The sequence below is a fragment of the Paenibacillus sp. F411 genome (genome assembly GCF_017582705.1).
Taxonomy (GTDB): Bacteria; Bacillota; Bacilli; order Paenibacillales; family Paenibacillaceae; genus Paenibacillus_AQ; species Paenibacillus_AQ algicola.
The window spans coordinates 15,739-38,453 of record NZ_JAGFIP010000019.1; the positions used below are offsets into that span (position 1 = coordinate 15,739).

Genomic DNA, 22,715 nt, shown 5'->3' on the forward strand with positions numbered 1-22,715 from the left:
CTACAGAGCGTTATGCCATCCAGAAGCTTTCCGGAAGATATGCGTTTAGTTACTACTTTAACATACTAGTAAGCTTTTGCGAACAGGACGTTATGTTTTGCCTGCTCTTTGCAAACCAGACAGTGTGTTTTGTGCTGAGCTGCTTGGAATGGTATATTCCGGCTTGTCGCTCCGGTTTCCTGCTTTACCGTATCCTCGCAGGCTTCAGAGCCGCACCAGCCGGCAAGCGTAAAGCCCCGCTTTTCTTCCATGCTTTCCTTCATTTGATCCAGCGTATCTACATCATAGAAATGGTCTTCCCGGAATTGCTTCGCACGTGCAAACATTTCCTGATGCACCTGCTCCAGCATATCCTGAACCTCCTGGACCAGATCACTTTGCTGAATGATTTTCTTCTCACCGGTAATGCGGGAGACCAGAACGCAGACTCCGTTCTCCATATCGCGAGGTCCGATTTCCAGACGAACAGGTACGCCGCGCATTTCATATTCGTTAAATTTCCAGCCTGGACGAGCGTCCTTATTATCGTCGACCCGAACGCGCACTCCGGCTGCTCTCAGCTCACGATACAGCTCGTCCGTACGCTCGACGACAGCATCCCAGGTTTTTGGAGGGCCGATCGGCACCATAATGACCTGGGTTGGCGCTACCTTCGGCGGCAATGCCAGTCCGCGGTCATCACCGTGCACCATAATAAGAGAGCCGATCAAGCGCGTGCTCACTCCCCAGGAGGTCGTATGGGCAAACTCAAGTGTGTTCTCACGGTTCAAGTATTGAATTTCGAACGCTTTAGAGAAATTGGTCCCCATATAGTGGGACGTTCCCGCCTGAACAGCACGTCCGTCCTTCATCATCGCCTCAATAGAATACGTATCCACAGCACCCGCAAATTTCTCGGACGGCGTCTTCTGGCCCTTGATAACCGGAATAGCAAGGATATTCTCCACAAACTCCGTGTAGATGTCCAGCATTTGCATCGTTTCCTGACGCGCTTCTTCCTCGGTTTCATGGGCGGTATGTCCTTCCTGCCAGAGGAATTCACTCGTACGGAGGAACGGCATTGTCCGCTTCTCCCAGCGAACGACGTTGGCCCATTGATTAATGAGCACCGGCAGATCACGATAGGATTGAATCCACTTAGAGTACATATGGCCGATCATCGTTTCCGAGGTCGGACGAATTGCCAGGCGCTCCTCCAGCTTCTCGCCTCCGGCTTCTGTAACCCAAGGCAATTCCGGATTAAAGCCTTCAACGTGCTCTTTTTCCTTCTGGAAGAAGCTCTCGGGAATGAAAAGAGGGAAGTATGCGTTGCGGTGACCGGTTTCCTTGAATCGGCGATCCAGCTCTTCCTTAATATGCTCCCAGATTTCGTAGCCGTCCGGCTTGAAGACAATACAGCCGCGTACCGGCGAGTAGTCCATTAAATCTGCTTTTTTGATGACATCAATATACCAGCGGGAAAAATCCTCTCCCTGCGGCGTAATTTCGGTCACAAACGCTTTATCCTTTGACATAAGAATTCTTGTCCTCCCATATGGCCCTCAAATATAAATACAAAAGACGGCCGGAACGGCGAAGCCGAACCAGCCGCACATCTACACTACCCGTTAATCAGGCGTAAAATATCGTTATAGGTTACAGCAATCATCAACAGGAACAGCATAGCAAAGCCTACGAAGTGGACCATGCCTTCCCGGTTGGGATCAATCGGCTTGCCTCGCAGCGCCTCCACTCCCAAAAAGATCAGGCGGCTTCCGTCAAGCGCAGGAATCGGAAGCAGATTGAAGATGCCCAGGTACAGAGAGAGAATGGCTGCCCAATAGGTCAGCTGCTCAATGCCCTGCTTCGCAATTTGACCCGTCACCTCAAAGGTGCGCACCGGACCGCCAAGATCATCCATATTAAACTGCTGAATTAATTGGCGGAACCCTTGAAAAATAATGCCGGTGGTATCCACCATTGCATTTCCTGCCCCGCCAACGGTCTCGCCAAAGCCGGCTGAGCGGCTGGGAAGCTCTGGTATGATGCCGACTTTGCCGCCTTCCTGGCCTTCCATAGAGCGCGGTGTCAGCGTCACATTGAACACTTCATCCCCCCGGCGCACGGTCCAATCCATCGCCTTGTCCTTCGATGCGGCAATCAGCTCAATCATCTTGGCGTAATCGGGTCCGATAGCCGTACCGTTAATCGTTTCAATGATATCTCCCTCACGCAAATCCGCCTCGTCAGCCGGCATCCCTTTTGTAATCTCGCCGATCTGTACATATGTCGGATTCTCAATCGGAATTCCTGCCATCTGGATATGGAGAGCAAAGAGCACAAAGGCCAGCAAAAAGTTCATCAGCGGTCCGGCAAAGATCGCCAGCGATCGCTGTCCCACCGTCTTGCTGCCAAACTGACGGTTCTTTGGTGCAATCTGCGTCTCTGTGCCTTTAGCTACCATCATGGCTTGAGGATGCACCTCATATTGCTGAAGCTCTCCGTCTACGTCCAGACGCAGCGACAAGCGCTCCTCCAGATCAATGAATTGAACTTCCCCGCGCAGCACATTCTTGCGGGTGTCCAGCTGATCCAGATAAATCCGCTTTACCTTCTGGTCCTTGTCCAGTCGAACGGCAATCGTCTGCCCCGGTTGAATCTCAACCAGCTCCGGGTCCTCCCCGGCCATGCGGGCGTAGCCCCCAAACGGCAGCAGCCGCAGCGTAAACTGAGTTTCATTACGTTTATACGAGAACAGTTTCGGACCGAAACCAATCGCAAATTCACGTACCAATATCCCGGCGCGCTTGGCGAAATAATAATGTCCCCACTCGTGCACCGTGACGATGACGAAAAACATCAGCACCGTCAAAAAAACAACCTGAACCATTTCCAAAATTGACATCCCCCTTTTCATCTGAGAACGCAGCAGGTTCTTCTAGATTATCATTATTCTCACGTCTCGGACAAGAGAATCAAAGACGCTTAGCTTTTTTAGGGGAAACTTGGACATGACCGGAGTACACCGCCCGTGCCTCTAGATTTCAGCAGCCACTTTTCGGGCCCATGCATCACTGTGGGCAATGGTCTCTAGCGAAGGCTCAGCAATGGATTCATGCTGATCCAGCACAGCTTCAATGATTCTTTCAATATCAAGGAAGGCTATGCCGCGGTTCAAGAAACGGGACACCGCAACCTCGTTGGCTGCGTTAAATACGGTCGTTGCCGTGCCCCCTATTCTACCACATTCATAGGCCAGCTTTAAGCAAGGAAAACGTTCGAAGTCCATCTCTTTGAAATGCAGCTTCCCGGCTTCAGCCAGGGATAACTGCGGCGAGGCTGAGTGCCAGCGCTCCGGATACGTCAAGGCGTACTGAATCGGAACTCTCATATCCGGATTCCCCAGTTGAGCCATAATGCTGGAGTCGCGGAATTGAACGAAGGAGTGGACAATGCTTTCGGGATGCAGCAGCACCTTGATCGAATCATAGGGCAGTCCAAACAGCCAATGCGCCTCGATCACTTCAAGCCCTTTGTTCACCATCGTTGCCGAATCAATCGTTATTTTGGAGCCCATGGACCAGTTAGGATGCTTCAGCGCATCCTCCACAGTGACATTCTTAAGCTCATCCCGGCTTAAATGTCGAAACGAGCCGCCGGATGCAGTCAAGGTGATGAAATCAATATCTTCCATCCGCTCGCCATTCAGGCACTGAAAGATGGCAGAATGTTCACTGTCAATAGGAAGCAGAGACACACCCTTCTCTCGCGCCCGTGCCGTTACAAGATGGCCTGCGGTCACCAGCGTTTCCTTGTTCGCAAGACCGATGCTTTTGCCGGCATCAATTGCAGCCAGCGTGGAAGGCAGCCCCATGCTGCCTACCACCGCGGTCACGACCATATCCGCTTCACTCCCGGCGCCCACCTCAATCATACCCTCGCTGCCGTAATAGAGCTTGGTGCCTGCCGGAAGATCGTTAGCGATACGATCAGCCAGCTCTTGCGTGGACACGGATACCTTCTTCGGTTTAAATTCCTGCACCTGGCGCAGCAGCAGCTCAACATTGTTTCCGGCAGCCAGGCCCTCGATTTGAAAATGCTCGGGGAAGCTAGCGACAACATCCAGGGTTTGTGTTCCGATCGAGCCTGTGGAACCGAGCACGCTGATTTTCTTCATGAGCAGTTATCTATCCTTTCTCAGTAAGGCAGCAGCCCCCAAATATGTACAAACGGAAACACAATGATCCAGCTGTCACAGCGATCCAGGATCCCGCCATGTCCAGGCAGAATGCTGCCTGAATCCTTAATGCCGTACACTCGTTTATAAGCAGATTGAATCAGGTCACCCAGTTGTCCAATCACAGCGCTAACCAGACCGATGAGCAGCGCCTGGCCTACAGGCAGGATCCCGCCGGAGAATACCGAGAACACAAGTGAGGTGAGGATCGCAATGAACACACCCCCGAGCGCGCCTTCAATCGTTTTGTTCGGGCTGATCGCTGGCCACAGCTTAGTTCTGCCGATCTTTTTCCCTACGAAATAGGCGCCGGCATCACTGGCCCAGATTGAAGCAAACAGGAGAAAGGTCCAGAATAACCCGTTTCCGTCAGCGGCAGCACGCGATTCGGCAATGTATGAAAACCCAGTACCAATATAGACAACCCCCAGAAACATGACTGAGACCAGCTGGATCCCTGTTTTGTTCTTGCTAAATACGGTCACCAGCAGGAACAGAAGCAGCAATGTCCACATGATCTGGATGAATGACACCTGCAGCTGAATTTCAAGGAGAGACCACGGAAATACAAACCATAGCACTCCCAAATAACCGACGATGGCTGTCGCACCGAAAGGAGCAAGCTTTGCCATTCGGGCAAATTCATAATAACCGACCAGTGACATGGCCAAAATCAATAAATGATACCAAAGCCCTCCAGCCAAGCACAGCCCCAGAAACAGGGCACCGGCCACAATACCTGTTACGATCCGCTCTTTCATTCCGAAGCTACCTCCATTACTAGGTCAACCCGCCGTAACGGCGTGTTCGGTGTTGATATTCTGCCACGGCCTCCTGAAGATGAGCACCCGTAAACTCCGGCCACAAAATATCAGTGAACCAGAGCTCACTATAGGCCAGCTGCCATAGCATAAAGTTGCTCAGACGCAGTTCTCCGCTTGTACGAATGAGCAGGTCCGGGTCTGGCAGACTGCCTGACAGCAGACGTGAGCCGATCATCTCCTCTGTGATGTCCTCCGGCTTAAGGCTTCCCCGGTGTATATCCTGACCCATCTCCTGAATACAACGGGTGAGCTCTTTGCGGCTGCCGTAATTCAGCGCAAAATTCAAGACCATTCCGTCATTATCTGCCGTTCTTGCTACAGCTTCCTTCATTGCCTCCAGCGTATGCGATGGAAGATCCTCCGGATGTCCCATCATCGTTACGCGAACATTTTTGTCAATCAGCTCTTCCAGCTCAATAGCCAGAAATTCTTGCGGAAGCTTCATTAAGAATTCGACTTCTTCCTTAGGACGCTTCCAGTTTTCCGTTGAAAAAGCATACAGTGTCAATATCTTGATCCCCAAATCATCCGCTGCAATCGCTGCTCTTTTGACGGCCTTCATTCCATTCTGATGACCAATAATGCGCGGCATACCGCGTTTCTTGGCCCATCGGCCGTTGCCATCCATAATAATGGCGACATGCTCTGGAATATTGTCAGCGGCAAGCTGCAGCTCCGGCTGACTGTCCCCACGATTCAACCACGAACGAACCCGTTTGATCATTCTATTTCCTCCAGCATCACTCTGCTTGAAAGAGACCAAAACCCCACCGCTAACGGAGGGGCCAAAAGTCTCTATACTTCCATAATCTCTTTTTCTTTGGCAAGTAGCACCTTGTCAACCTCGGCAATGAACTTGTCCGTTGTCTTCTGAATATCGTCCTGATGTCTCCGGGACTCGTCCTCAGAAATATCTGTTTTTTCCATCTTTTTAATATCGTCATTGGCATCACGGCGAATGTTACGGATCGCAACCTTGGCTTCTTCGCCAAATTTCTTGGTCATTTTCACGAGCTCCGCTCTCCGCTCTTCCGTAAGTGGCGGAATCGACAGACGAATCTGGCTGCCGTCATTTGCCGGTGTGAGACCCAGGTCTGATTTCATGATTGCTCTTTCGATATCTCCCAGGGAGGTTTTATCCCAGGGCTGAATCATTAATGTACGCGGATCCGGTGTCGTAATGTTCGCCAGCTGGCTTACCGGTGTCGGAGCACCGTAGTATTCCACCTGAATCCGGTCCAGAAGCGCGGTGCTTGCTCTTCCGGCACGCAGGCTGGCCAGGTCGCGCTTCAAAGACAGAATCGCTTTTTCCATGCGCTCTTCAGCATTTTTCTTGACCGTTTGCGGCATTAATCTACACTCCCTTTAACGATGGTTCCAATTTTCTCGCCCAGGACCACACGCTTGATGTTCCCCTGCTCCGTAATATTGAACACGATCAGAGGAAGATTGTTATCCATACACAGGGACGAAGCCGTGGAATCCATGACGCCTAGATTTTTATTCAAGACCTCAAGGTAAGTCAGCTGCTCGTATTTCTCTGCGGTTGCATCCTTGAATGGATCCGCTGAGTATACACCATCTACCTTGTTCTTCGCCATCAGGATGACCTCTGCCTCAATCTCAGCCGCTCTGAGTGCTGCGGTCGTGTCCGTTGAGAAGTACGGATTACCCGTACCGGCTGCAAAGATAACGACACGTCCTTTTTCTAGATGGCGAATGGCTCTGCGGCGGATATAAGGCTCAGCAATCTGCTGCATGGAGATCGAGGTTTGTACGCGGGTCGGCACGCCGATCTGCTCCAGAGCATCCTGAAGCGCGAGTGAATTCATCACGGTGGCCAGCATTCCCATGTAGTCCGCCGTTGCACGGTCAATGCCATTCGCACTACCGGCAATGCCTCTCCAGATGTTTCCGCCGCCGCATACGATGGCTACTTCAACACCCAGCTCAACGACGTCGCGAACCTGCTCTGCAATGGAAGATATGGTTTCAGCATCAATGCCGTAACCGTTTTGACCTGACAGAGACTCCCCACTGACCTTCAATATAACACGTTTAAATACAGGCTGTTCCAAATGTATACCCTCCACTTTAAAACGTCAGCTTGACGCATCCGTCTTGGTTCCACTTTATAAAAGAAGGAACACAATGTGTTCCGGCTCTTTTATACTATGTCAGCTGCAAGCAGCTTATTTGTTAACTTGTGCCATTACCTCTTCAACGAAGTTGTCCTGCTTCTTCTCCAGGCCTTCACCCAGCTCAAAACGTACGAAGCGGCGGATCGAGATGTTCTCACCGATGGTGCTGATTTTCTCATTCAGCAATACGCTGATCGTTTTGTCCGGGTCCTTCACGAAGGATTGCTCCATCAGGCAGTACTCTTCATAGTACTTGTTGATGCGGCCTTCAACCATTTTCTCAACGATCTTCTCTGGCTTGCCTTCGTTCAGAGCCTGAGCCTTCAGAATTTCCTTCTCTTGCTCGAGCTCTTCTGTAGGAACCTCTTCACGACGAACATATTTCGGGCTTGCTGCTGCGATATGCATTGCGATATCACGCGCAAATTCCTTGAACTGATCGGTTTTGCCTACAAAGTCGGTTTCGCAGTTGATTTCAACCAGGACGCCGATACGGCCGCCGCCGTGAATGTAAGATTCAACAACGCCCTCCGTTGCCACACGGCCAGCTTTGCTGGCTGCAGCAGACAGGCCTTTTTCGCGAAGCAGCGCGATGGCCTTGTCGATATCACCGTTTGTTTCGTCGAGCGCTTTCTTGCAGTCGAGCATACCGGCTCCTGTTCTTTCACGAAGCTCTTTTACAGCACTAGCGGATACTGCCATTTCAAATCCCTCCAATGGTTATTATGACTATTCAGTCCTGATTTACAACTAAGTATAGGCTTTTATTCCTTAAAAAAAGGGCAGTGAAAGGTTATCCACCTACCAACCACCCTTTTCATTTAATTCATAGTATGTGACCTGCTTGAATTAAGCAGTAGTCTCTTCGCCTTGATGTGCTTCCACAACTGCGTCAGCCATTTTACCAGTCAACAGCTTGACAGCGCGAATTGCATCGTCGTTACCCGGAATCACGTAGTCAATCTCGTCCGGATCACAGTTCGTGTCCACGATGCCTACGATTGGGATGCCCAGCTTGCGTGCTTCTGCAACAGCGATACGCTCTTTGCGAGGATCGATGATGAACAGCGCGCTTGGAAGGCCCTTCATGTTCTTGATACCGCCGAGGAATTTCTCCAGACGATCTTTCTCCTTGCGAAGAAGGATAACTTCTTTCTTAGGCAGCACTTCAAACGTGCCGTCCTCTTCCCATCTTTCCAGTTCCTTCAGACGGTTAATCCGCTTCTGGATGGTTTCGAAGTTAGTCAGCGTTCCGCCGAGCCAGCGCTGGTTAATGTAGTACATGCCGCAGCGTTCAGCTTCTTCTTTCACGGAATCTTGAGCCTGCTTCTTAGTACCTACGAAAAGAATAGTTCCGTTGTCAGCGCTCAGGCCTTTCACGAAATTGTATGCCTCTTCGACTTTCTTAACTGTCTTTTGCAGGTCAATAATGTAAATACCGTTTCTTTCAGTGAAGATAAATTTGTCCATTTTCGGGTTCCAACGACGAGTCTGGTGACCGAAGTGTACCCCAGCTTCCAAAAGCTGTTTCATGGAGATAACTGCCATCTTCACACACCTCCTAAGTTTGGTTTTTTGTGTGCCCTCCGCCCGGTTCATCTCCCGCTGAGACTTTCCATAGAAAGCACCCTCAACGAAATTCCCAAAGCGTGTGTTTTAACACCGTCAATTACTATAACATATCATTGGACGGGATGCAATTTATTTTCCGAGCCCTTCCACTGACGGCTGCATAAGCTGCAAAAAACGCCCGGGCATTGGCTGCCGCGGACGTCAGGATTGAGGCTTGCTTGTAATCTTCTCCATAATTGAGCCGAAGCTTTCCCCTTTGCGGAAGGTGAAGGTGCCCTGTTGAATTGACAGGTTAATCTTCTTCTCTGTCGCGGCTGTCACAAAAGCTGCGGCATCCTGAATCACCCCGGACTGCTTCAGTCCTGCAGCGACATCACTTAAATGTGCTCCTGGAGGAATGCTATATTTAATATAGACAGCTTTAGGTGCTTCCGGCGCCGCCGGAGGGGCTGATTTCTGCGGCGCCGGCTCTGCGGCGGGGGCAGGTGCTTTCGCCTCCGGTGCTGTGGTCTTCTCAGGACTCTCAGGCTGGAAAGGCGCAGCAGGCTCTAAGCTGCCGCCTTGATCAGCAGGAGATGCCTTTGGTGCAGCAGCGCCGCCCTGCTGATTATCAGAACCAGTTGGTTGCTGCTGTTCATCCTGCTTCTGAAGCTCGGACCACTCTTCCTCCGTCATCAGCTCTTCTTGTGACTCTAGGACGCGCAGGTTGATGCTGTCTGCCGCCTGCTCCAGCTCCTCCCGGGTCCACTCCGTTTTACTTTCATCAGTGCTTGAAGCCGCTTGTCCCAGAAACATGAGCTGCAGCAGCACGGCACCCAGAATAAGGCCCAGGCCCAAGCCGTTTAGAAAGCTCTTGTTCTTGATCATGACAGTTCCTCCCGCTTCGCCAGCTGAATAATAAGCTGAACCTCACCTTTCTGCATCCCGGTATCCTTCGCAATTCTGTCTATGGATTTACCGCTCTGATACATGGCAAACAGCTCGCTGTATCTGTCCTTGATCGTGGGATCCAGTCCGGGCTCAGGCGGTGCTTCTTCCTTCGCAAGCTGCTGCTGGAGCTGGAGGAATAGGGCCTCATGTCCGGCTAGCTGCTCTCGCATCATAATCATCTCTTGTTCCCCTTGCTTCAGCTGATTGTTAACACTCTGAAGCTGCTGTTCATGGTGAGACAGCGTACGGGAATGCTCCTCTTTCATTCGAGCTACCAGCTCCACCAGCTGTTCATTTTCAATCTGAATTTCAGCCGCATATTGCTCTAGCGTTGCTTCAACTTCCTTCACAATCTGGTCCGAAGCTTTCTGTGGTTCCTTCTGCTGTGGCAGCATCCGGGCATAGATGAGAGCTGCCAATCCCAGCATGGCGACGTAAATCCATGGGCCCATACCGGTTAACTCCTTCTTATCATTCAATATAGTTTACAGCGTGATGTCCAAATTTCTTCCTTTATAGGGGTGATCAGCCGCCGGGAGCTTGTGATCCTTTGGAAGTTCTTCCCCTTGCTTCTGAGATTGAGACTGGGATCCGCCTTTGCCGCCATCACGCATAATGGCATCAGACGACTGATCCACCTCAGTACTGCGCTGAGCGGCTTCCTTGCTGTCTTTGAGCTGCTCCGCAGACAAGAACAGCTGCTCCTGCGACGGGCGCTGATGCTGCTCCTGTTGGATCTTTCCAGCCTCCGTGGTTCGCGGCACTGCAATTTGCATCTCAACAGATTTCAAGCTCACGATGCATCACCTCATCAGAATTATAAATGTCCATTCAAGTGATAGGAAGCATTGCAATATCACCATCTATATAGGTGTACACTACTCTTTGAGACGCATCCTTGATAAATCGGGTGTAGCGGCCGATGACGATTTTGGAGCCGCCATAAATCGAATTCAGAACCTCGACTCGAGCTTTGGTGGTATCCTCCAGAGTCTGTTCAATTTCAAAAATACGTTCCTTAGTTTCCGCCAGCTCTGACATATGAGACTTTTGCGTAGCATTCAGCTTGATCCGAAGCCCGAGCTTGTCCGGCGTCAGCTGGCCCGCAGCCGCAAGCTGATTCAAAAGATTCAGCGCTTTTTCTGTTTTGGAGACATGATCAAGCTGCTGCCGCTGACGCGCTCTCAGCTCCTTCAGCTCATTACGAAGCTCCGGCAGTACACCGACCTCAAGGACTGTAACGGTCGACATGCTGTTCCCGATGGTTCTGGCAGTGACCTTCTCACCAGCTTGAATAACTCCCCCAACAATCAATCCCTTTGTGCCATTACAATATATGCTCTGTGCAGCCCGAAGGGTAGAGTGCATGATGCTCTGAGATACTGTAATGTCTCCGCCTGCTACGATGTTCCCGTCCTGCACGAAAGCGCATTTCACATGCTGTGCCGCTTGAATGCAGCCTTTGTGATAGCCAATCACGCCGCCGTTAATTACAATCGAGCCGCCGGCCTCCAGATCCGCCCCTTCTACAAAGCCTGTGACGCGAATATCGCCGGCAGACTTGATGCGAAAGCCAGAAAGCACGTTGCCGCGAATCACGACGGTTCCCACAAAATCAATATTGCCTACGCTGTAATCCACATCGCCGTGAATTTCGTAGATCGGGAACACGTTGATTTTTCCGTTATCTGTCACGGTTAACAGACCATCAATAGCGGCGTACATATGCACCTGCTCTGCATCCACAACGACATTTTTTCCAATTTTAAAGCGCGCTTCTTTGCCGGCCTTGGGAGGCATTTCTGCTCCAGTGACAGACATCCCCGGCTTTCCCGGCGAAGGAGGTATGCGGGTCGCAATTAGCTGGCCCTTACTGACATTGTTCAGCCGTGTAATTTCTTTAAAGTCCACTTTTCCGTCATCGGTTTCAAGCGGCCGATGATCGGCCGGCTTACTCTGAAGCATGCTAACAATTTTACCGTGTTCTCCAGGAATCGGCTGGGTAGCGTATGCAACAGCTATTTTTTGAAACTGGTACCCCGCGGGCTTGGCAGCAATGCCTTCCAGCGCTTCACGCTGAATGCCATGAACAACCTGGTGGTCAGCTAGGAGGGCTTCCATACTTTCGACGTCACAGTGAAAGTCCTCCTCCCAGTTAACCAGCTCGATATATGCCGTTGCCTTGTCGTCTGAAATCGTGATCTGAAAGAATTGCTCCAATGCAAAGCTGACCGACATTATAATTCCCCCCTCTCCATCTTACGCCTTATTCATTGTGCATTAACAGCTCTTTGTCTTTCTCAAGAGCCCCCCTTAAGCGTAGAATGGCTTTCGAATGCAGCTGAGATATTCTCGATGGAGATAAAGACATGACCTCCGCAATTTCACTTAAAGACAGGTCCTCATAATATAACAAGGAAACAACGGTTTTCTCCTTCTCTGTAAGCTTACCGATGCCCTTGATTAGTGCCTCTTTTAGATAAAACTCGTGTACCTTATGGTCTGGATTTTTGGCCTTCTCATCCACAAGCAGCGTCATTCTCGTTTCCGACTCTTCTTCCCGAATGGGATCCTCCAGAGAGTTTAGCGTCATCACGGCAACCTCTTGAAGCATGTGGCGGAATTCCTTTTCAGATACCTGTAAATATTCACTCATTTCGGTATCGCTGACGGTACGCAAATATTTCTGCTCCAGCTGCTGGTATGCTGTCTCGATTTTTTTCGCTTTTTCACGGACTGAGCGCGGCACCCAGTCACCTTGCCTTAGAGAATCCAAAATCGCCCCCCGCACCCTCCAGGATGCATAGGTTTCGAATTGCAGGCCGCGTTTATAATCAAATTTATCAATGGCGTCAATCAGGCCCATAACTCCATTGCTTGCCAAGTCTCCCTTAGACACGTTCCGGGGGAGGCCAATGGCCAACCGCCCCGAAACATAATCCACGATATGCAAATACTTCTCGATAAGCTGTTTTTTCGCTGAAAGATCTCCATCTTCCTTCCATGCCGTCCATAATTCTGCATGATTCAAGGCTGATGCTTTTTTTGAGTCCAATTGCCCTCACCATCCTTATTTTTCACTCAGGTGACGAACGGCCTTGGCCAGTTCCTCAGGATTTTTCGTCGTGACCAGCTTGGGTGGGGAGAGTGGAGTGAATCCGTTCTCCTGCCTCTGAGGCTCCTGCTCATTCTTCATCAGGTTTAACAGCTCCTGATCGTCTTGCTCTATAGTCGATAAATCCAGCTTTGCGCCCTTTAAAGGCTCCGCGCTTCGCTCTTCATCTTGAGCATCAGCTTCCTGCCCCGGCCGGAACACGGCCAACCACACTCCGCCTAACACAGCCGCGAGCAGGGCCCAAACTACAAACGCAAGGCAAGCACGGGTGATGGCAGTTGACCAAAGATTGTTCCCGCTGCTAACAATAAAGGTAAATATGAATCCTGCTGCTCCGGCTAACAAAAAATATCGGATTTTTCCCTTCATGGCTACAATTCCTTTATTTCCTTTTGTACACTGCGTATGGTAAATTTACCCGTTGTGCAGTCCAATTCCACAGTTCTTCCGTAATTTCCGCCAGTATCCTCGCCGATCAGCGGAATATTCATTTGCTGCAGTCCCTCTTTACATGACTCGACATTCCGGGGACCAATGCGCATGCTGTCGCCAGAGCCTGCAAAAGTGAACATCTGCGCCCCCCCGGCCATCTTAGCGACAAGCCTCAGCGGGGACGCGCCTAATTCCCTCAGCTTGTTCAGCAGGATCGGAAGCGCCGTATCCGCATACTTCGCCAGATTAAGTTGACCTTCTCTTGCAATGGCGGAGGAGGGCAGCATGACATGAGCCATCCCGCCAACCTTTTGAACCGGATCATATAATGTCAGCCCCACACAGGATCCCAGACCTGTGGTTCTTAATATTCCGCCAGAGGTGGACACATTCAGATCTGCCATGCCAACCTTAATAATGCTTTTTTCTTCAATCATGCTCTAGAGGCACTCCCAGTGCTTCAAATATTTGTGCAAAAGTCTGCGGGTCCGGGATTAAAAAAAACTGGCCTTCCACTTCGTACTGGCCTTCTAAAAATGTCGTGTTGATCAGCAGGGCATCATCGCCCATTTCTCCGAATTGGAGCAAGCCATAGCCCAGAACAGCACCGGCCATATCAATGGCCAGTCCCGGCACCGTCGGAGTCATGGACAGCCTCGTAAAATCAGCTAGAGATGAGAGATAGGAGCCTGCCAAAATGTTGCCAATTTCGCTAAGTGCCGACTGCTCCATTTCATTGAAGCTGTCGCCCTCCTCCACCTCAATGCCGGCGAGGCGCTTCAGCAGCTTCTTGCCGGCCTCCGGCGTCATAATGAAAAATAGGTTGCCGGGAGCATCACCCTCTACGCGAAGGAACACGGCAAGAACGATAGCCTCTGGTCCTCCGACACAGTCAGCAATCTCTTCGAATGGAAGCAACTGAACCTTCGGCACTGCCATATCAATCGGCTTATTCAGAAGCTGCGACAATGCGGTCGCCGCATTGCCGGCTCCGATATTGCCGACCTCCTTCAGCACATCCATCTTGAAATCTTTCCCGTGTTTAAATAGTTCCACGGCTACTCCTCCAGCCCTTCTAGCTGAATAATTTCACTCTTGTTCAACACCTCGGACAGGTTCAGCATAACCAGAAGGCGCTCTTCGCTGAGCTTCGCTACACCGCGGAGATATTTAGCCTTTATTCCACCCACAACTTCTGGTGGAGAATCAATACTGTCGCTGTTCAAATCTACCACGTCACTGGCAGAGTCAACGATAAAGCCGACCTGCATGTCGTTGACGGCGACAATAATAATACGGGTTTGCTCTGTAGGCTCTACTTCCGGCAGGCTGAAGCGGCCACGAAGATCGATGACAGGAATTACAACCCCGCGAAGGTTAATAACCCCTTTGACAAAAGAATAGGTTTTGGGAACCCGGGTAATCGGCATCATACGCTCAATCGTCTGAACCTTGTCTACCTCAATTCCGTACTCCTCGCTGCCCAGCGTAAACACAATAACCTTTATTTCTTCTCCCATGTTAATACCCTCCTTATGAGTAACCAGTCCTTACGAGAACCCGCAAGATCCGGTTCACTTGATAAAAGCGTTCGGATCAAGAATCAAGGCTACCTGGCCGTCTCCCAATATCGTAGCTCCGGAGATCCCCTGAACAGCGGGCAGATACTTACCCAGCGTTTTCAATACGATCTCGCTCTGGCCAATAAAATCGTCCACGGCCAGCGCAGCGAGCCGTTCTCCCTTTCGGATGACGACAATTTCGGTTTCCGCCTCATCTGCCTCGTTATAGCTCGGAATGCTGAACACCCGGCTCAAGGAAATGAGTGGGATATGATGCTCCCGGAAAGGAATCATACGGCTGCCATGCACCGTACGAATACTGGATTGCTTCACAATGCCGGTCTCCACAATCGAGCTCAGCGGAATCGCATATTTCTCACTGCCCATCTTGATGAGCATAGCAGCGATGATCGAAAGCGTAAGCGGCAGCTGAACCGAGAAATTGGTTCCTTTTCCCGGTGTCGAATAGATGGTTACGTTCCCTCCGAGCGCGTTGATCTTGGACTTTACGACATCCAGGCCGACCCCCCGGCCAGATACGTCCGAGATCACCTCAGCCGTACTGAAGCCTGGAGCGAAGAGCAGCTGATGAGCCTCAGAATCGGACATTGCCGCGGCTTCCTCTTCCGTGACCACGCCTTTCTTGACCGCGCTGCGGACAATATTCTCACGGATGATTCCCTTGCCATCGTCCTCAATTTCAATAAATACGTGGTTACCACTATGGAAAGCTCTCAGATTTACCGTGCCTGTCTCGGGTTTGCCGGCAGCAAGCCGCTCTGCAGGTGACTCAATACCATGGTCCACTGAATTTCTCAGCAGATGGACGAGCGGATCACCGATTTCATCAATGACGGTTCGATCCAGCTCTGTTTCGGCACCCGTGATGACCAGATCTATTTTTTTGTCTAATGATTTGGCCAGATCGCGTACCATCCGCGGAAAGCGGTTGAACACGGTGTCCACAGGAACCATCCGAAGCTTAAGCACAATGTTTTGCAGATCGCTGCTGACCCGGCTCATATGCTCTACCGTATCAGTCAGCTCTTGATTCTTGGCTTCATTGGCCAGCTGCTCCAGCCGTGATCGGTCAATCAGCAGCTCACTAAACAAATTCATCAATACGTCCAGTCTCTCAATGTCGACCCGAATCGTTCTTGATGGTGTGGCTGCAGAGGAGGCTTTGGCCGGTGCTTTGACTGCAGGCGGAGCGTTTAACGGCGAATGTACAGCAGGTTTCTCCTCAGCAGCAGGAAGAGTGGGCGCTTGTGCTGCCGCCGTCTCAGCTGCGGCCAAGTTACGTTGATTCATCTGCTGCAGCGTTTCCTGATCCAAAGCGATGACCTGAGCCATTTCAATTTCAGAAATGTTCATGATCTGGTCCTGAAGATCTCCTGCTTGCTTCTGTGTAATCATATAGAGCGTAAAGCCCTGCTCAAATTCTCCCTGCTCGATGTCCTGGACATCCGGGAACGTCTTGACGATCTCCCCGGAGCGCTCCAGCAGCTCGAATACCATAAAAGCCCGAACCGCCTTCAGCATGCAGTCATCCCGCAGCTTGACTTGTATGTACAGCACCTGATGCCCTTCTGATATCGATTGGCTCAGTACCGAGAATTGAAACTCGTCCAGCTCAATGCCTGTGACGGCTGCACTATGGTCTGGGACGGCCGCTGCGGCAGGAGCGGCCACGGCAACCTCACCGCGCTCAATCGCTTGCAGAGATGACACAATAGACGATACATCGGCCTTGCCCTCTCCGCCCTCAACGATGTCCTGCACCATGGACTCCAGTGCATCAAGGCTTTTGAACAATGTATCAAAAATATAATCCTGCATTTTGAGCTTCTCGTTCCGAACTAGATCAAGCACATTTTCCATCTTATGCGTCAGTGAGGCCAGATCCTCAAAGCCCATTGTGGCGGCCATACCCTTAAGAGTATGGGCCGAGCGGAATATGACCTGAACAATACTCAAATCATCCGGGCTGGCTTCCAGCTGCAGCATATTTTCATTTAGCGATTGCAGATGATCATTGGACTCATCAATAAACATGCTTAAATACTGATTCATGTCCATTGCGAGACACCTCCTCCATGAGTTCACTTTCCGTTTTTCACTGCTTGAATCAACTTGTCCGGAATGGAATGAAGCGGGAGCACATGACTCACGCAGCCCAGCTCAACGGCGGAACGAGGCATACCATAGACAACACAGGTCTCTTCACTTTCAGCTATGGTTGAAGACACACCCGAGTCATACAGCATTTTCATTGCCTTGGCTCCGTCACTGCCCATACCGGTCATCAATACGGCGTGACGCTTTATATGTTGAAAAGGGAGCAGTGATTCAAACAGGACATCAACCGATGGGCGGTGGCCGTTTACCTGCTCTTCCTGAGAAACCCTGATGATCCATTCCCCGCCGGCCGACTCCACAATTCGAATGTGGTGTCCCCCCGGTGCAACATATGCACAGCCTTGCTTTAGAACCATCCCCTGCTCGGCTTCCTGCACGTGTAACGGGCTGAATGTGTTTAAACGTGCAGCCAGCGATTTTGTAAAATTAGGCGGCATATGCTGTACAATAACGACCGGTGCCGGGAAATTTGCCGGAAGCCGCTCTAGCAGCGTTCTCAAAGCTCTCGGTCCACCGGTAGAGCAGCCAACTGCAACAATATGCTCCAGGGCCGGACTTGTCTGATGTGCCTTATGCTGACTCCCTGCACCGCGTTCTAGCACAGGCTCACCCGGTCTACTTTGATGACCCCAAACCTTGCTGGTCGTCTCCGTGGCTGCGGCTGGGTCAGCCTGCTGCGTCGGTTTCGGCTTGCTTCGCTTGAAGTGATCGCGGCCAGCGTTAGTACTCTCATGACGCTCAGCAGCTTGACGGGCCTCAGGAGGCTTCCGTACTGCTTGACCTTTCGGCTTTGATTCAATGTCTTTTGGGCTGCCGGCTCCTCGCCGTTGCTCGCTCTGCGCCTTATCTTGCCGGTCCTTCCCCGGTATACCAGGGCCTGCATCCATAGATGGTAATGTCCCGGTGGCATTCCGAGAAGATTGCGTCCGGGGCTCACCGGATTCCTTTACCTTCTGCTCCTCTTCCCAAAGCGCTCTTCGCTCTTTAGCCTGAATCGCTGCACTGAGCTGCTTGTTCAGCTCCTTGGCCACATTATTGATGTCCTGGTCATGCACGACAGAGGGCTTGCGTATGAAATCAAATGCGCCGGACTCCAATGCCAGGATGGTTTCCTTCATTCCCTGCTCATTAATACCGGACAGCATAATTACAGGCTTTGGCTGTTCCTGCATAATGCGCTTTAGCGCTTCCAGCCCGTTCATTTCCGGCATTTCCACATCCATGGTAATGAGATCAGGATTCAGCTCTCTTACTTTCTCTAAAGCCTCAATTCCGTTGGCAGCCGTTCCGACGACCTGAAATCGGGAATCCTTTTGGATCAAATCCGTAATGATTTGTCTCATGAATTTGGAATCATCAACCACCAGCACACGAAAAGGCCTCATAGATGTCTACACCTCAGTTATATTCGTCCGCATGATACGGCTATTTTCGCTTAAGAAAACGCTGCATGAAACCCTTGACACCCTTATGGACAGCGCCGCTGTCCTTGAATGGCACAGCGGCATAATTCGCCGCCAGGCGTTCAATGTCCCTGGATGCCTCGCTTTTCGGGAATCCGACCAGAAAGGGAACTTGCCGTTTCACAGACCTGGATACGGACTGGTCATCACGGACATATCCCAGAAGAGAAATATCCAGCTGCAAAAACCGTTTCGCAGTTAGAATGATTTTGCTGGACGTTTCCTGGGCTTCCTGAGCATCCCCTGCCCGGTTAATCATTAAGGTAAAGGGAACTTCCGGATGGTTATTATGAACCACCTTGATCAAGGCATAAGCGTCCGTAACCGACGTGGGCTCCGGTGTCGTCACAACCAGACATTGATCCGCAGCCGTAATAAAATTAATGTTTTCCCGGGATAACCCTGCTCCCGTATCAAACAGAATATAATCCAGATCACTGGCCAGCGCTTCCATCTGCTGAATAAAGCGGCTAACATCCTTATCGGTCATTGCAAACATATCTGCGATGCCGGAGCCTCCAGCGATAAATGGCAGGCCATAGGGTCCGTGATGAATCACCTCTGCAAGACTCTTCTCCTGGCGCAGCACGTGATACACGTTATACCTTGAGGAAACGCCCATGAGAACGTCAATATTCGCCATGCCAAGATCTGCATCAAAAATTAACACTTTCTTGCCCAGCTGCTGCAGTGCCAGCGCAAAATTCAAAGTAAAGTTGGATTTGCCTACGCCGCCCTTCCCGCTGCAGACAGTAATGAATCGGGCTGAACGCGGAACCGCAGTCATGTCTGCAGAGGCCTGTGATGTAGCTAACTGCCGCAGCGCTTCTGCCTGATCGCTCATGCGGGAGTCTCCCCGAACAGCATCCTAGCCAGCATATTCTTATCCGGCATCAGCAGATCATCCGGTACATTCTGTCCGTTCGTCATGTAGGATAGCTGAACCGGGAAAGTGGATAACAGATTATAGATGGCTCCGCAGCTTCCCGTTTCGTCGAGCTTTGTAAATATCACCTTATCGAGTCCATACTTGCTGAAATGACCTGTAATGTGCTCCATGTCCTCACTTTTTGATGTCAAGCTGAGCACAAGATAAGTCTCACTTTCATGATTCTCAGGAAGCAGGCTGTGCAGTTCGGAGACGAACAGCTCACTCCGGTAATTACGTCCTGCCGTATCCATGAGAATCAGATCACACGCCTTCAAATTCTCCAGCGCCCTCTGCATGTCTTCAGAAGTCTGAACTACCTCGATCGGCAAATTGAGGATTGAAGCGTAGGTCTTCAGCTGCTCTACCGCCGAAATTCGGTACGTATCCGCTGTAATAAAGCCAACCTTTCGCCGATATTTAAACATCTGCTCCGCTGCCAGCTTGGCGATCGTGGTCGTCTTTCCGACCCCCGTCGGGCCAGCCACATAAACAATACGGGTATCCGGCTGAATCCCCCCGCCGATTCTACCTTCTAGAAAGCTGGCGGCCTGAGAAATAAACAAGTCTTTTAACTCCTCTGCACTCAGCTCACCGCCAGCTTCATTCCATTTCATGACGGCTTCCTCAACCCATAATTGGAAAATTGCCGGTGAGAGACCCTGTCCGATCAAGCTGTCACGGATGGAGGCGATTGCGTCCGGGAGCACCTCCTTGGCTGCCGTTTGGCGGGACAGACGTGCAATCCAATCCTTCATTTCCCGAATTTCATCAAATAGCTTCTGCTCCGCTGCACTTCGATTAAAGGATGGCTCTTCTTCAGTGCTCCACGCTTCGAATTTGGCCGAGGCAACACCTGAACGAAATCCCGTGGTGCTCAGAGCTCCTGCCGCCGTTTCCGCAGCTGCTCTTGATTGGCTTTCGTCCTCACGTTTCAAGTGTTTATCTGCTCTTGGAGCTTGAGGCTCGCTTTGCTGAGGCGTCTTTGCTTTGCCATCCAGCTCCTCCGGCGATTTCAGACTTTCAGTGTTCACCCTGGCTGATGTCTTGTAGACGCTGGCTGCTGCCTGCCGGGGAATGTGAGGCTTTGGCGCAATGGCTGCCGCCTCAGCTTCGCGCTGATCTCCATCTGGCTTGACTGCCTTAGGCTGAGCCTTCTCTGTCTTAACGGTCTCATTTTTCTCTACAGCTGCGATGACCTCAATTTTTCGACTTGTAAACATACCGAGGAAGCCGCCCACTTTAATTTCTTTGGAGCTAAGAATAACAGCATCACTGCCCAGGTCTTTCCGTATGCTTAGCATGGCTTCCGGCATGGTGTCGACGATATACTTTCTCACTCTCATAAGTTCACCACTCCGACACTCTGAATTTCTACGTTGGGCTCAAGCTCACTATAAGAAAGCACCGGGATATCCTGCATGCTGCGCTCAATGACCTGCCGAAGATACATCCGGATTCCTGGAGAGGTCAAAAGGATCGGCTGCTGTCCCATTTGAATAATGCGGTTCACCTGTTCACTCAGCTTCTGGAAAATACTCTGCGTCGCAGCCGGGTCCATTGCAATGTAGCTTCCCTGCTCTGTCTGCTGTACGCTTTCTGCGATTTTCCTCTCCAGCGCCGGCCCCACGGTGATCACACGCATGGCTTCGCCTTCCCGAACGTACTGCTGGGTGATTTGTCGTGATAATGCCTGTCGGACATACTCTGTTAAGACGTCTGGGTCCTTTGAATACTGTCCTGAATCCGCCAAGGTTTCGAAGATCGTTACCAGATCCCGAATTGAAATCTTCTCTTTGAGCAGCTTCGCAAGCACCTTCTGTACATCCCCCACAGAAAGAATTGAAGGGATGAGCTCGTCCACCAGCACCGGATAGGTTTCGCGAAGATTGTCAATCAGTGATTTCGTTTCCTGACGTCCAATCAGCTCGTGCGCGTGACGTTTAATCAGCTCTGTCAGATGAGTCGCCACTACCGAAGGAGGATCTACAACCGTATATCCGGCAAGCTCAGCGCGTTCCTTTGCCGCCTCATCAATCCAGAGTGCTGGAAGGCCAAAGGCCGGCTCCATCGTCTCAATACCTGTCACCATATCATCCTCATAGCCGGGGCTCATCGCTAGATAATGGTTCAGCAGCAATTCTCCGCCGCCCACGGTATTCCCCTTGATCTTGATGACGTATTCATTCGGCTTGAGCTGAATATTGTCCCGAATCCGAATGACAGGAACAACCAGTCCCATTTCTAAAGCGCATTGTCTCCGGATCATAATAATACGATCCAGCAGGTCTCCTCCCTGCTGGGTATCTGCCAGCGGGATCAATCCGTATCCAAATTCGAACTCAATCGGGTCGATCTGCAGCAGGTTAATGACACTTTCCGGACTGCGGACCTCTTCAATCTGCTGTTCTTCCTCTAGCTGCTCCACCTCTACCTGCTTACGATCCAGGCTGCTCTGCATCGTTCGAGCGGCGATAAACAAGACGAAAGCAATAGGCAACGTTGTAATCAAATGGATTGGGGTCAGCAGTCCCAAGAGGGCAACCGTTCCGGCAACGATGTACAGCAGCTTAGGGTAGGAGAGAAGCTGACCTGCCAAGTCATCAGACAGGTTTCCATCGGAGGAGGCTCTGGTTACAATCAGGCCCGCTGCTGTTGAAATCAGCAATGCCGGAATCTGGCTGACCAAGCCGTCGCCAATGGTCAGGATGGAATACGTGCTCATGGCCTCTCCAAAGGGCATACCGTGAATGGACATCCCGATAATAAAGCCGCCGATCAGATTGATGAGCAGGATAATAATAGAGGCAATGGCATCACCTTTTACAAATTTACTGGCACCGTCCATTGCTCCATAAAAGTCTGCCTCTCGTTCAACCTTCTGCCTGCGTTCTCTGGCCTGTGATTCATTGATCATCCCGGCATTCAGATCCGCATCAATACTCATCTGCTTGCCTGGCATCGCATCCAGCGTAAAGCGGGCTGCTACCTCGGCTACCCGCTCCGAGCCTTTTGTGATCACGATAAACTGAACCACAACCAGAATCAGGAAAACGACGAAGCCAATCGCGATCTGTCCGCCGGCAATCCAGCTTCCGAACGTCGATACCACTTCACCGGCCTCTCCTTCCGACAGGATCAGCTTGGTTGTGGATACATTCAGAGAAAGCCGGAACAAGGTTGTAATCAAAAGCAATGAAGGAAAGATGGAAAATTCCAGCGCTTCCTTGGTATTCATTGCAACTAACAAAATGATCAGGGCCAGCGAGATGTTGATCACGAGTAGCACATCTAAAAGCCAGTCCGGAATGGGAAGAATCATCATCAGCACGATTCCGATGACACCCACTAAAACCGATAAATCCTTCACCTTCACTGCTGCCGGCCTCCGTT

23 protein-coding genes are annotated in these 22,715 nt (G+C 51.0%); all 23 read right to left on the minus strand.

Features of this window, described 5'->3' with window-relative positions; genetic code table 11:
• Nucleotides 1-65: 65 nt before the first annotated feature.
• Entirely contained in the window at nucleotides 66-1,514 is a 1,449-nt protein-coding gene (proS, locus tag JJQ72_RS17205) for a proline--tRNA ligase (RefSeq protein WP_208204441.1), read from the minus strand.
• Between the two features lie 86 nt (nucleotides 1,515-1,600).
• A complete protein-coding gene (gene rseP, locus JJQ72_RS17210; RefSeq protein WP_407669161.1) occupies nucleotides 1,601-2,869 on the minus strand; it encodes an RIP metalloprotease RseP in 1,269 nt (422 codons plus the stop codon).
• Between the two features lie 147 nt (nucleotides 2,870-3,016).
• Complete coding sequence (locus JJQ72_RS17215; protein ID WP_208204442.1) at nucleotides 3,017-4,156, minus strand: 1-deoxy-D-xylulose-5-phosphate reductoisomerase; 1,140 nt, start codon at nucleotides 4,154-4,156, stop codon at nucleotides 3,017-3,019.
• A 20-nt stretch (nucleotides 4,157-4,176) separates the two neighbouring features.
• Entirely contained in the window at nucleotides 4,177-4,977 is an 801-nt protein-coding gene (locus tag JJQ72_RS17220; protein WP_138226093.1) for a phosphatidate cytidylyltransferase, read from the minus strand.
• Between the two features lie 19 nt (nucleotides 4,978-4,996).
• Nucleotides 4,997-5,764, minus strand: a complete 768-nt coding sequence (locus tag JJQ72_RS17225; RefSeq protein WP_138226094.1) for an isoprenyl transferase — start codon at nucleotides 5,762-5,764, stop codon at nucleotides 4,997-4,999.
• Nucleotides 5,765-5,835: 71 nt separating this feature from the next.
• Nucleotides 5,836-6,390, minus strand: coding sequence for a ribosome recycling factor (gene frr / locus JJQ72_RS17230; protein ID WP_138226095.1), 555 nt, complete (start codon nucleotides 6,388-6,390; stop codon nucleotides 5,836-5,838).
• Complete coding sequence (pyrH, locus tag JJQ72_RS17235; protein WP_138226096.1) at nucleotides 6,390-7,118, minus strand: UMP kinase; 729 nt, start codon at nucleotides 7,116-7,118, stop codon at nucleotides 6,390-6,392. Before pyrH ends, frr begins: the two co-directional genes overlap by 1 nt.
• A gap of 114 nt (nucleotides 7,119-7,232) precedes the next feature.
• On the minus strand, nucleotides 7,233-7,883 hold the full coding sequence (gene tsf / locus JJQ72_RS17240) for a translation elongation factor Ts (protein ID WP_138226097.1): 651 nt from the start codon (nucleotides 7,881-7,883) through the stop codon (nucleotides 7,233-7,235).
• Nucleotides 7,884-8,030: 147 nt separating this feature from the next.
• Nucleotides 8,031-8,729 carry a 30S ribosomal protein S2 gene (gene rpsB, locus JJQ72_RS17245; protein ID WP_138226098.1) on the minus strand — a complete coding sequence of 233 codons (699 nt, stop codon included), beginning with the start codon at nucleotides 8,727-8,729 and terminating at the stop codon, nucleotides 8,031-8,033.
• Nucleotides 8,730-8,954: 225 nt separating this feature from the next.
• The gene (locus JJQ72_RS17250) at nucleotides 8,955-9,620 is read right to left on the minus strand and encodes an endolytic transglycosylase MltG (RefSeq protein ID WP_208204443.1); all 666 of its coding nucleotides are present in this window, start codon (nucleotides 9,618-9,620) and stop codon (nucleotides 8,955-8,957) included.
• A complete protein-coding gene (locus tag JJQ72_RS17255) occupies nucleotides 9,617-10,135 on the minus strand; it encodes a hypothetical protein (RefSeq protein WP_138226100.1) in 519 nt (172 codons plus the stop codon). Before JJQ72_RS17255 ends, JJQ72_RS17250 begins: the two co-directional genes overlap by 4 nt.
• A gap of 33 nt (nucleotides 10,136-10,168) precedes the next feature.
• Nucleotides 10,169-10,480, minus strand: coding sequence for a hypothetical protein (locus JJQ72_RS17260; RefSeq protein WP_208204444.1), 312 nt, complete (start codon nucleotides 10,478-10,480; stop codon nucleotides 10,169-10,171).
• A gap of 34 nt (nucleotides 10,481-10,514) precedes the next feature.
• A complete protein-coding gene (locus tag JJQ72_RS17265) occupies nucleotides 10,515-11,921 on the minus strand; it encodes a DUF342 domain-containing protein (RefSeq protein ID WP_138226102.1) in 1,407 nt (468 codons plus the stop codon).
• 28 nt (nucleotides 11,922-11,949) lie between these two features.
• Nucleotides 11,950-12,738, minus strand: a complete 789-nt coding sequence (locus tag JJQ72_RS17270; RefSeq protein WP_138226103.1) for a FliA/WhiG family RNA polymerase sigma factor — start codon at nucleotides 12,736-12,738, stop codon at nucleotides 11,950-11,952.
• 15 nt (nucleotides 12,739-12,753) lie between these two features.
• Nucleotides 12,754-13,167 (minus strand): hypothetical protein, encoded by a 414-nt coding sequence (locus JJQ72_RS17275; RefSeq protein ID WP_208204445.1) that lies wholly within the window; start codon nucleotides 13,165-13,167, stop codon nucleotides 12,754-12,756.
• A 2-nt stretch (nucleotides 13,168-13,169) separates the two neighbouring features.
• On the minus strand, nucleotides 13,170-13,667 hold the full coding sequence (locus tag JJQ72_RS17280) for a chemotaxis protein CheD (protein ID WP_138226105.1): 498 nt from the start codon (nucleotides 13,665-13,667) through the stop codon (nucleotides 13,170-13,172).
• On the minus strand, nucleotides 13,660-14,253 hold the full coding sequence (locus JJQ72_RS17285) for a chemotaxis protein CheC (protein ID WP_243896181.1): 594 nt from the start codon (nucleotides 14,251-14,253) through the stop codon (nucleotides 13,660-13,662). The genes JJQ72_RS17280 and JJQ72_RS17285 overlap by 8 nt, the downstream gene beginning before the upstream one ends.
• Nucleotides 14,254-14,288: 35 nt before the next feature.
• Nucleotides 14,289-14,750, minus strand: a complete 462-nt coding sequence (locus tag JJQ72_RS17290) for a chemotaxis protein CheW (RefSeq protein WP_138226107.1) — start codon at nucleotides 14,748-14,750, stop codon at nucleotides 14,289-14,291.
• Between the two features lie 54 nt (nucleotides 14,751-14,804).
• Nucleotides 14,805-16,871 (minus strand): chemotaxis protein CheA, encoded by a 2,067-nt coding sequence (locus tag JJQ72_RS17295; RefSeq protein WP_208204447.1) that lies wholly within the window; start codon nucleotides 16,869-16,871, stop codon nucleotides 14,805-14,807.
• Nucleotides 16,872-16,894: 23 nt separating this feature from the next.
• Entirely contained in the window at nucleotides 16,895-18,316 is a 1,422-nt protein-coding gene (locus JJQ72_RS17300; RefSeq protein ID WP_208204448.1) for a protein-glutamate methylesterase/protein-glutamine glutaminase, read from the minus strand.
• A 40-nt stretch (nucleotides 18,317-18,356) separates the two neighbouring features.
• Nucleotides 18,357-19,238 (minus strand): MinD/ParA family protein, encoded by an 882-nt coding sequence (locus tag JJQ72_RS17305; protein ID WP_208204449.1) that lies wholly within the window; start codon nucleotides 19,236-19,238, stop codon nucleotides 18,357-18,359.
• Entirely contained in the window at nucleotides 19,235-20,668 is a 1,434-nt protein-coding gene (gene flhF / locus JJQ72_RS17310) for a flagellar biosynthesis GTPase FlhF (RefSeq protein WP_208204450.1), read from the minus strand. The genes JJQ72_RS17305 and flhF overlap by 4 nt, the downstream gene beginning before the upstream one ends.
• Complete coding sequence (gene flhA / locus JJQ72_RS17315; RefSeq protein WP_208204451.1) at nucleotides 20,665-22,698, minus strand: flagellar biosynthesis protein FlhA; 2,034 nt, start codon at nucleotides 22,696-22,698, stop codon at nucleotides 20,665-20,667. The genes flhF and flhA overlap by 4 nt, the downstream gene beginning before the upstream one ends.
• Between the last annotated feature and the right edge of the window lie 17 nt (nucleotides 22,699-22,715).

Bases quoted from the DNA above. Each gene is read 5' to 3' on its own strand.
- proS (WP_208204441.1), bottom strand. From the start codon at position 1,514: ATGTCAAAGGATAAAGCGTTTGTGACCGAAATTACGCCGCAGGGAGAG.
- rseP (WP_407669161.1), bottom strand. From the start codon at position 2,869: ATGGTTCAGGTTGTTTTTTTGACGGTGCTGATGTTTTTCGTCATCGTC.
- JJQ72_RS17215 (WP_208204442.1), bottom strand. From the start codon at position 4,156: ATGAAGAAAATCAGCGTGCTCGGTTCCACAGGCTCGATCGGAACACAA.
- JJQ72_RS17220 (WP_138226093.1), bottom strand. From the start codon at position 4,977: ATGAAAGAGCGGATCGTAACAGGTATTGTGGCCGGTGCCCTGTTTCTG.
- JJQ72_RS17225 (WP_138226094.1), bottom strand. From the start codon at position 5,764: ATGATCAAACGGGTTCGTTCGTGGTTGAATCGTGGGGACAGTCAGCCG.
- frr (WP_138226095.1), bottom strand. From the start codon at position 6,390: ATGCCGCAAACGGTCAAGAAAAATGCTGAAGAGCGCATGGAAAAAGCG.
- tsf (WP_138226097.1), bottom strand. From the start codon at position 7,883: ATGGCAGTATCCGCTAGTGCTGTAAAAGAGCTTCGTGAAAGAACAGGA.
- rpsB (WP_138226098.1), bottom strand. From the start codon at position 8,729: ATGGCAGTTATCTCCATGAAACAGCTTTTGGAAGCTGGGGTACACTTC.
- JJQ72_RS17250 (WP_208204443.1), bottom strand. From the start codon at position 9,620: ATGATCAAGAACAAGAGCTTTCTAAACGGCTTGGGCCTGGGCCTTATT.
- JJQ72_RS17255 (WP_138226100.1), bottom strand. From the start codon at position 10,135: ATGGGCCCATGGATTTACGTCGCCATGCTGGGATTGGCAGCTCTCATC.
- JJQ72_RS17265 (WP_138226102.1), bottom strand. From the start codon at position 11,921: ATGTCGGTCAGCTTTGCATTGGAGCAATTCTTTCAGATCACGATTTCA.
- JJQ72_RS17275 (WP_208204445.1), bottom strand. From the start codon at position 13,167: ATGAAGGGAAAAATCCGATATTTTTTGTTAGCCGGAGCAGCAGGATTC.
- JJQ72_RS17280 (WP_138226105.1), bottom strand. From the start codon at position 13,667: ATGATTGAAGAAAAAAGCATTATTAAGGTTGGCATGGCAGATCTGAAT.
- JJQ72_RS17285 (WP_243896181.1), bottom strand. From the start codon at position 14,253: ATGGATGTGCTGAAGGAGGTCGGCAATATCGGAGCCGGCAATGCGGCG.
- JJQ72_RS17290 (WP_138226107.1), bottom strand. From the start codon at position 14,750: ATGGGAGAAGAAATAAAGGTTATTGTGTTTACGCTGGGCAGCGAGGAG.
- JJQ72_RS17295 (WP_208204447.1), bottom strand. From the start codon at position 16,871: ATGGACATGAATCAGTATTTAAGCATGTTTATTGATGAGTCCAATGAT.
- JJQ72_RS17300 (WP_208204448.1), bottom strand. From the start codon at position 18,316: ATGAGGCCTTTTCGTGTGCTGGTGGTTGATGATTCCAAATTCATGAGA.
- JJQ72_RS17305 (WP_208204449.1), bottom strand. From the start codon at position 19,238: ATGAGCGATCAGGCAGAAGCGCTGCGGCAGTTAGCTACATCACAGGCC.
- flhF (WP_208204450.1), bottom strand. From the start codon at position 20,668: ATGAGAGTGAGAAAGTATATCGTCGACACCATGCCGGAAGCCATGCTA.